The sequence below is a fragment of the Albidovulum sp. genome, assembly GCF_049646345.1.
GTDB lineage: Bacteria > Pseudomonadota > Alphaproteobacteria > Rhodobacterales > Rhodobacteraceae > Albidovulum.
In genome coordinates this window covers 1-7905 of sequence record NZ_JBARVQ010000527.1, presented here as the reverse complement: position 1 = coordinate 7905, position 7905 = coordinate 1, and the positions used below count along the sequence as shown (strand labels likewise).

Genomic DNA, 7905 nt, shown 5'->3' with positions numbered 1-7905 from the left:
CTGTCGCCGCCGCCCAGGCCTCACGCCCGTTCGAGGGCATAAGGAAACGGGGGCGATAGGCGATCTCGAGCGACCGCGCCCAGTCGAACCATTTGTAACGGTGGACTGCATGCATGGTCCTGACCGCGATCCACGGCGTCCGCATCGCATCGGCGACGATGGCACCATGCATCGCTTCGGTGATCAGCAGCCTGGCCCCTCTCACCTCGGCGATGACCTGATCCGTGGGCCGCGTCGGGTCGATCAGGTGAATGCCCGCAAGACGGCAGGCCTCGGCCCAGTTGCCGCGCTCAAGGCTTTCGAAATGCGGCATGAAGGCAATACCGATGCCATCGGCCGGTTCCGGCAGCGGTGTCGCCCGCAAAAGCACCGCCGCATCGACGATGGCAAGAGCGGGGTCGATCCCCAGCGCCTCGGCGCTCTGGGGCCCCCGGACGAAGCGGATATCCCAGCTTCCGTCATGCACGTCGGGCATACGCGTATAGCCGCCATAGCCCGCCCCCACGACGATCTTGCGCGCCTGCGCCGGATAGTCGTGCTGGATGATGGATCCGATGCCGATGAACAGTTCGCCCGGATCATCGTCAAGAAACCCGGCAGGCAGGATATGATCCCACATCGTCGCGTTCAGCTCATCGCCGAAATTCGGGACTACGCCCTGAAAATAGGTCAGCTTCATCCGTCAATGTCCCTTTGTCTTGGCCCGGCGGTAAAGCTCTCTCAGCCGCCCGTGGCCGAGCGCGATCAGCGCCGGTGGATAAAGAAGCAAGCCGGCGACGATCTGGACCGGCAGGATCACCGCCGCATCGGCGCCCGACAGCAGCACCGGGACCAAAACCACACCCGCCGCCATGACCAGCGTTGCCATTGTCGGTGCCAGGAAGGCCCGCAGATAGGAAAAGGTCGGGCAGCCAAGCAGCCGCACGGTCATCGCAACGGACAGGGGCCAGAGCAATGCCGTCTTCACGGCGATGGCAATCATCATCTGGCCGAGATCGTCATGCAGCAGCGCCACGATCCCCAACGTCGTGACCTGCTGTGCCAGTTGATACAGGAACCACGCCCCCGCCCTGCCTTGGCTGGTGACCAGCGCACCCTGCACGATGCCGATCCCGGCCAGAACACCGATGGCCGAAAAGGCCTGAATCGGCACGATTGCGCCCGCCCAGTCCGCACCGAAGACCAGCGGCACCAGATCGTCTGCAATCAGCGCGATCCCGGCAAAGACCGGGAAGGCTATGAGTGATGAGGCGAAGGTGGCAAGGAACAAAGCCTCGCGCACCTTGCCCGGATCGCCTTGCAGGGACGACAGCAGCACATGCGACACTGACGAGAGCGCCCCGGCGATCATAGAATTGAGAAGGGTGAACAGGCGGCGCGCGAAGTAGTACAGCCCAAGAACTGGCGCCCCGGCCAGAAGACCCACAAGGATCTGATCCAGCGACATCAGGTTCAGCATCCGCGTGCCCGAGGCGAACAGGCTGTAGCGGGCAAGCTCCCTCAGCCGCGACAGGCTGAGCCCGGCACCCGGCCGCCAGCGCGTGACCCAATAGGCAGCGATGCAATTGACGACGCTGACAGAAACCTGACTGACAGCCAGCGCCCAATAGCCCTGCCCCGCAAACAGCAGCCCGAGGCAGAGCGCCATCCCGATCCCGGTGGCAAGCGTCGTGCGCAGGGCGATCAGGCGGAACTGCATCGACCGGACGATCAGCGCATTGGGCACGGTGGCCGCCAGATCGAAGGGCAGCTTGAGCGCGAGGAAGGGCAGAAGAAGGCCAAGCGATGCCTCGCCCGTTCCCGCCGCGATCCGGCTGGAAGAGGCCAGAAGGACAAGGAACAGAAGGCCGCCGGTCGCACTGGTCAGCCAAAAGACCGCATTCATATGGTCCCGGTCAATGTCCCGCCGCTGGATCAGCGCCTCGCCAAATGCGCCGGGGGCAAGGGCCGTGACAAAGGCCACGATGCTGGCGGCCAGCCCGACCACGCCAAATTCGACAGGCGAGAGGTAGCGGGCGGCGACAAAGAACACGAGGCCCGCGCCAAGAGTCGGCACGGCCGTATGAAGCGCTGACCAGAGAACGCCCAGAACCGCCGCGCGCGACCGGCCGGTGCCAGGATGCGCGTAATCGTGCGCCATCGCCGCGCCCACCGTATCCGTCATGGCATCACCACGTGGCTCAATAGGCCCCCCGGGCCGACAGGGCGGCCGGAATGGTCCGAAGAATGATCCCGAGATCGCCCCTCACCGACCAGCCAAGAACATATGCCTTGTCCAGCGCGACGCGGGTCTCATAGCTTACATCATTGCGGCCGCTGACCTGCCAGAGGCCGGTGATCCCCGGCCGCGCAGCAAGGTAGAAGCGGGCATCTGACCCGTACAGTCCCAACTCATCCGCCACCACGGGACGCGGGCCGACAATGCTCATCTCACCCCGCAGGACGTTCACAAGCTGGGGCAGTTCGTCCAGACTGTAGTCCCGCAGGATCCGGCCAATGAGTGTGATACGGATGTCATCCTTCAGTTTCCGCGTCTCGTCCCACTCGGCCTGCGCCTTGGGGTTTTCGGCCAGATAGCGGGTCAGAACCGCTTCGCCATTTTCGACCATGGAGCGGAACTTCCAGCAGCGGAACACTTTGCCACCGGCACCAATACGGCGGTGCCCGAAAAAGACCGGCCCCCGGCTGGTCGCGCGGACCGCAAGGGCGATCAGCAGCAAGAGTGGCACCAACATGAGCAGCCCGATTGCGGCGATGGCGATATCGGCCGCGCGTTTCACAACTCCGCCGACAATTGATGTGCGCGCATCCGCACCCTGCACAAGCGGCGGCGCGATACTCACCTCTTCACCGAACTCAAACGCAAGCCCCTTGCCTTCGACCGACATTGTCTGAGATCCCCGTCCTGTTCGTTCGGGCGCACCCTATGACCGGTCTGCCCGCCACCGCGAGCGCTTTTCGAGCGCGCAACTCATGATTGCAAAATCCCGCCGAAACGGCCCGCGGATCGGCGGCAAGGTGCCGGGAATGTACGATTTTGACCGTTTCGCCAGAACGTTGTGACGGGTTGATGATCACGACGCCGTGATAAAGGTGACTGGCAACAGGGCTTTGGAACCTTCCGCAATCATAAAACAGTCGCGAAGGCTTGGGCTACGTCGTCCGACGTCAGCCTGAATACCCGGTTGTCCATGTCCAGAACCGCTTGCGACACCTCCCGGATATGGCTCCGGTCAAGAGAGTTAAGCAGGTGTGCCAGTGCGGCGGTATCCGCCCGTTCGATCACGAAACCCAGCCCGTCCTTGACAACGCGACGCCCGGTCTCGGTATCGGCGACCGCGACTGAGGGGCAGCCGAACCAACTTGCCTCATAGATGCGGTTGGGCAAAAGCCAGTCGGAATTCGCGCCCCGCTGCCACAGATCCTGCGACCAGACCAGATCGCAGCCCCCGTAGATCGCGGCCAGATCCTCCGGATACCGGTATTCGCCCGCATAGGTCACGTTGCCAAGTTCGGCGATACGGCGATCGAAATCCGTCAGAACATGGCGGTGGACATTGCCATGGATGCGGATCTGCAGCCGGTCCCCCAGATGCCGGGCCGTCGCAGTCAGAAGCGCAAGGCTCGGCTCACAGCGGATCGAGCCGACCCAGCCGAGGGTCAGGGGCCGATCTGATCGCACAGGCCGCGCCTGCGTCGGTCGTGGTATGACTGCTCCGTCGAACCACATCTTGTTCTCAATCAGCGCCGTCGGACCGTCATAGGCCTGAATCGGTTCGAAATAGCCGCTGAGAAACCCGGGCGACGAGATAATCAGCAGGTCTATGCGCCGCAACAGACGCCTCTCTGCCCAGCGCATCGCGGCACCGATCCTGTCACGGCGCGTGAAAATCCCATGGATGTCGAGGCATTCGTAGACAAGTCGGACAGATCGCCCGCGACAGGTCACCCGCACCGCCCAGGCCAGAAGCAATAGGTCGAAATTCCGGGCGATGATGACATCGACACCACGAAGCCCGCCACCTTGACGGATGAACCGCCACAAAGCTGCGATCAGCGTCAGGGCACGCCGCGCCAACCGGTTGTTCCCAACCCGGCCAAGTTCGACATATCCGGCCTCCAGCTCTGCCTGCGCCGTTTGATTGCCGCGCCGAAATCCGGCGATGCGCAGGTCATGTCCCAGCGCCCGCAGGCTGCGAATTCGCCGAAGTTGCGATGCCTCGCCCAGATCGAATGCGAAGATGAAGATGCGCGCCATGATCTCCTGCCTGAGCGGGCCACCGGATGCCCGCCATACAGGGGATCGGAACGCCCGGCGCGCGCCGAATGCGGCAGGCGGAATTTCCGGCAGGCTTTTGCCGATGCGATACCGGGTGCCGCCGGATCAGGACCGCTCGCGCGGTTGCGGGCGGATCGGGATTTCCTTCAAAAGCCCGCCAACCCCCATTGCCGCAATATCGTCACCCGATACGTCCAGCCCGCAGACCAGCCGCTCCAGCACCCAGTCGGCTCCGTTCAGCGCGGGTGAGCGGGCACAGCCCGGCAGGCCGACAACCGGACGCCCCTTCAACCGGCCAATGAACAACAGATTGCCGGGATCGACCGGCATGCCGAAGCGGGCAACTGTGCCCCCAGCCTTACGCACCGCTTCAGGTGCCGTGTCGTGGAGGTCGGAGGTCGCCGCGCTGGTCAGGATCAGGGCGACATCTCCGCCCAGAGTGTCCAGCGCGGCAGCCAATTCATCTGTCTCATGCCGGGCGATCCTGACATCGGACAGGGTCATGCCAAGCGTCCTGAGCCGCCCCTCGACCGCTTCCCGTGCCTTGCCGGTCAGCTTGTCCGGTGCGCCGTCAAGCGTCGTCAGGACAAGGCCCGCCGTGGTCAGGGCAACCGGGCGCACCCGGATCGCGGCCTGTGCCACCTCGCAGGCCGCGCCGAGCGCATCGCCCGCGACGGCGTAGGAGATCACTTTGACCGTGCCCACGAGCATCCCCGGTGTGACCCGCGTCATCGGGGCAAGGGTGGCTAGGGTCAGTGAGGGGTCGATACGGTTCAGCGCATGGATACGGTCGGCATCCAGTTCCACGATGCCCGGTGCCGTCGCATTCAGGTTGACCCGTCCGGCATGCGGCACCGAGAGTTTCAGGCGGTCCGCGTCCGGATCGGGCACCAAAGCGGCGGCCAGCGCGGCAGCCGCCGCGTCTTCGACAACATCGCCGGGTTCGAGCCGCGCGACTGTGATCTTGGCGATACCGGCATCTCGAAGGACCGCGACAGCGGTCGCGTCCAGAACCGTTCCCTTGGCAATCTTGCGCCCACCCGCCATCTGCGAATGGGCAAGGATCGCGCCCAGCGCTTCCGTTGTCGGGACCGGTCCGAACCTCACTTCGCCCCCCTGAGGACGACCGTGATCTCAGCCATGACCGACACGGCGATCTCAGCCGGAGAACGCGCGCCGATGTTCAGCCCCACCGGCGCATGGATACGGGCGATCTGATCCGCGCTGAACCCGGCCACGGTCAGCCGCGTTGCGCGTTTGGCATGGGTGCGGGTGGAACCGAGGCAGCCGAGATAGAAGACATCAGAGGCAAGCGCGGCCTCAATCGCCGGATCGTCGAGCTTGGCATCATGGGTCAGCGTCACCACCGCCGTTCGTGTATCAAGGCCAATCGCCGCCATCGCCTCATCGGGCCAGTCATGGCTGATCGTCTCGCCCGGGAACCGGGCTGCAGAACCGAAAGCCTCGCGCGGATCGATCAGATAGGGATCATACCCGCAGGCCCGCGCCATCGGCAGAAGGGCTTGAGCGATATGGACGGCGCCCACGACGATCATCCTCAGAGGCGGGTTGTGGATTGCGATAAAGTGGCTTTCCTCAACCCCCGACTTGTCGGCACGGAACCGGTCGACAAGGTCGCCACCACGCGGCAGCAGGGTACGGTCCCAGCTTTCCAGATCGACTGAATAGGCAATGGGTACCCTTTCCGCCCGCGCCCTGACCAGATCGGCAAGAAGATCCTCCGGCAGGGCCGTGCCAACAGGCTCAACCAGCACCCGGATAGTGCCGCCGCAGGCAAGACCCACCGCGAAGGCTTCTTCATCGCTGACGCCGAAGGTCAGGATACGCGGCTTGCCGTCCGTGAGTGCCGCCATCGCCTCTTCGACCACAGCCCCTTCCACGCAGCCGCCCGAGACCGAGCCCATCATCTCACCCGCGCCCGAAACCGCCAACTGGCTGCCGACGGGTCGCGGAGCTGATCCCCAGGTTTCGATCACCGTAGCCAAAGCCGCGCCACTACCGGCGCTGTGCCAGTCCAGCGCAATCTCGGGAATGCGGTCGTGCTCTGCCCTGTCCATCTCGGCCTCCTGCCCCGCACTATGCGCCAAGCCAAACGGGCCCGCCACTGCCCAATGGTTGGAGCGGTACAAAGCCTGCGCAAGCCCGCTTACCCGGTCTCATTCCCGACAAGCCGCAGCAGCCGGTCCCGTTCGCCGGTATCCCTTGCCATGGCCACAGCCTGCCCGAGATCGGCAAGCGAGGCGACCGAATGCCCGGCACGGAAACTGTCGACATGCGGCAGCATCGCCGCGATGCCGCGCGCTTTGGGGATAAACCCGTCCCAGCGCAGAAGCGGGTTGATCCAGATCAGCCTCCGGGCGGATAGGTGCAGCCGTTCTGTCTCGCGCGCGAGGTCCACCACCGGATCGCGGTCGAGCCCGTCGGAGATCATAAGAACCACCGCCCCCTGCCCCATGACCCGGCGCGACCAGTCACGGTTGAAGTCGTGAAGACAGGCGCCGATGCGGGTTCCGCCCTGCCAATCCTGCGCCTCGGCCCCGGCAGCGGTCAGAGCGGCATCGACATCGCGCTGCGCGAGATGGCGGGTGATATTGGTCAGCCGCGTGCCGAAGGTAAAGGCATGGACCTTCGCCCAGCCTGCGCCCTTCCGGTTCGCCACCGCATGGACGAAATGCAGGACCATGCGGCTGTACTGCGACATGGAGCCAGAGATATCGCAGAGGACGACAAGGTTCGGCCATCGCGGGCGTCGATTTTTCGACGAAAAATCGTGCACCTCTCCACCGTGGCGGATCGCCGAGCGGATGGTGCGCCGCCAATCCGGCAACCGCCCGGCGGATGCGGCGAAGGTGCGGCGCGAGATCAGCGGTTTGACCGGAAGTGCCAGCCGCGCAATCATGCGCTTGGCCTCGGTGATCTCAGCGGTGGACATCTGTTCAAAATCGAGCGTGCGGAGGCGTTCTTCGGTTGAGGCTGTCGCGGTCGCATCAACCTCGATCTCGGTTTCTCCCTCCTCTTCTCGCCCGGTTTCCGGCAGATCCCGCTCCGTGCCATCCAGCAACGCCTCGGCCGCGCGCTTTTCACCTGCCTTCGCGCTCCGCTCCTCCTGCACACCCCTTATCGCGGGCAGCATCAGGCTCATCATATGTTCCAGGTATCGCGGATCGCGCCAATAAAGCCGGAAGACCTGGGCAAAGACCGCGCGGTCCTCGGGACGCGAGACGAAAGAGGCATGCAGCACCCAGTAGAAGTCGCGCCGTTCGGAGAACCCGGCCGCCTCGACCGCCCGTATCGCATCCACCACCCGACCGGGGCCGATCTTCAGCCCGGCCTTGCGGAGCGCGCGGGCAAAATAGGTAATGTTGGCGACCAGCTTGCCGTCATCCGGGATATCGAGAGGCGGCGTTTCAGGCATATGCTGCACGCCGGGGGCGCTGCCCCCGGACCCCCGAGGTATTTCGGCCAAGATGAAAGTACATTGCGATCATCAGGCCGGCGCCAGTTCGGCGCGCACCTCGTCGAGCAGTTTTTTCGCGGGAGAACCGGCAATCTTCTGAATATCGTCCTGATATTTAAGGATCGCGCCCAGAGTGTCAGCGATGACC

At 64.4% G+C, this 7905-nt stretch carries 7 protein-coding genes and 1 pseudogene; all 8 read right to left on the bottom strand.

Annotated features, from left to right (window positions below; genetic code table 11):
• The coding region (locus WBB85_RS13510) for a polysaccharide pyruvyl transferase family protein (protein ID WP_432639130.1) at window positions 1–679 on the bottom strand (679 nt) is incomplete at its 3' end.
• A gap of 3 nt (window positions 680–682) precedes the next feature.
• Window positions 683–2164, bottom strand: a complete 1482-nt coding sequence (locus WBB85_RS13505; protein ID WP_432639129.1) for an oligosaccharide flippase family protein — start codon at window positions 2162–2164, stop codon at window positions 683–685.
• 16 nt (window positions 2165–2180) lie between these two features.
• Entirely contained in the window at window positions 2181–2888 is a 708-nt protein-coding gene (locus WBB85_RS13500; protein WP_432639128.1) for a sugar transferase, read from the bottom strand.
• Window positions 2889–3127: 239 nt separating this feature from the next.
• Window positions 3128–4258: a glycosyltransferase gene (locus WBB85_RS13495; protein ID WP_432639127.1), complete on the bottom strand. Its 1131-nt coding sequence runs from the start codon at window positions 4256–4258 to the stop codon at window positions 3128–3130.
• 126 nt (window positions 4259–4384) lie between these two features.
• On the bottom strand, window positions 4385–5386 hold the full coding sequence (locus tag WBB85_RS13490; protein WP_432639126.1) for a molybdopterin-binding protein: 1002 nt from the start codon (window positions 5384–5386) through the stop codon (window positions 4385–4387).
• Window positions 5383–6357, bottom strand: coding sequence for an XdhC family protein (locus WBB85_RS13485; RefSeq protein WP_432639125.1), 975 nt, complete (start codon window positions 6355–6357; stop codon window positions 5383–5385). Before WBB85_RS13485 ends, WBB85_RS13490 begins: the two co-directional genes overlap by 4 nt.
• Window positions 6358–6446: 89 nt before the next feature.
• Window positions 6447–7715, bottom strand: coding sequence for a vWA domain-containing protein (locus tag WBB85_RS13480; RefSeq protein WP_432639124.1), 1269 nt, complete (start codon window positions 7713–7715; stop codon window positions 6447–6449).
• A gap of 72 nt (window positions 7716–7787) precedes the next feature.
• A pseudogene (locus WBB85_RS13475) lies at window positions 7788–7905 on the bottom strand (AAA family ATPase); the annotation flags it as partial.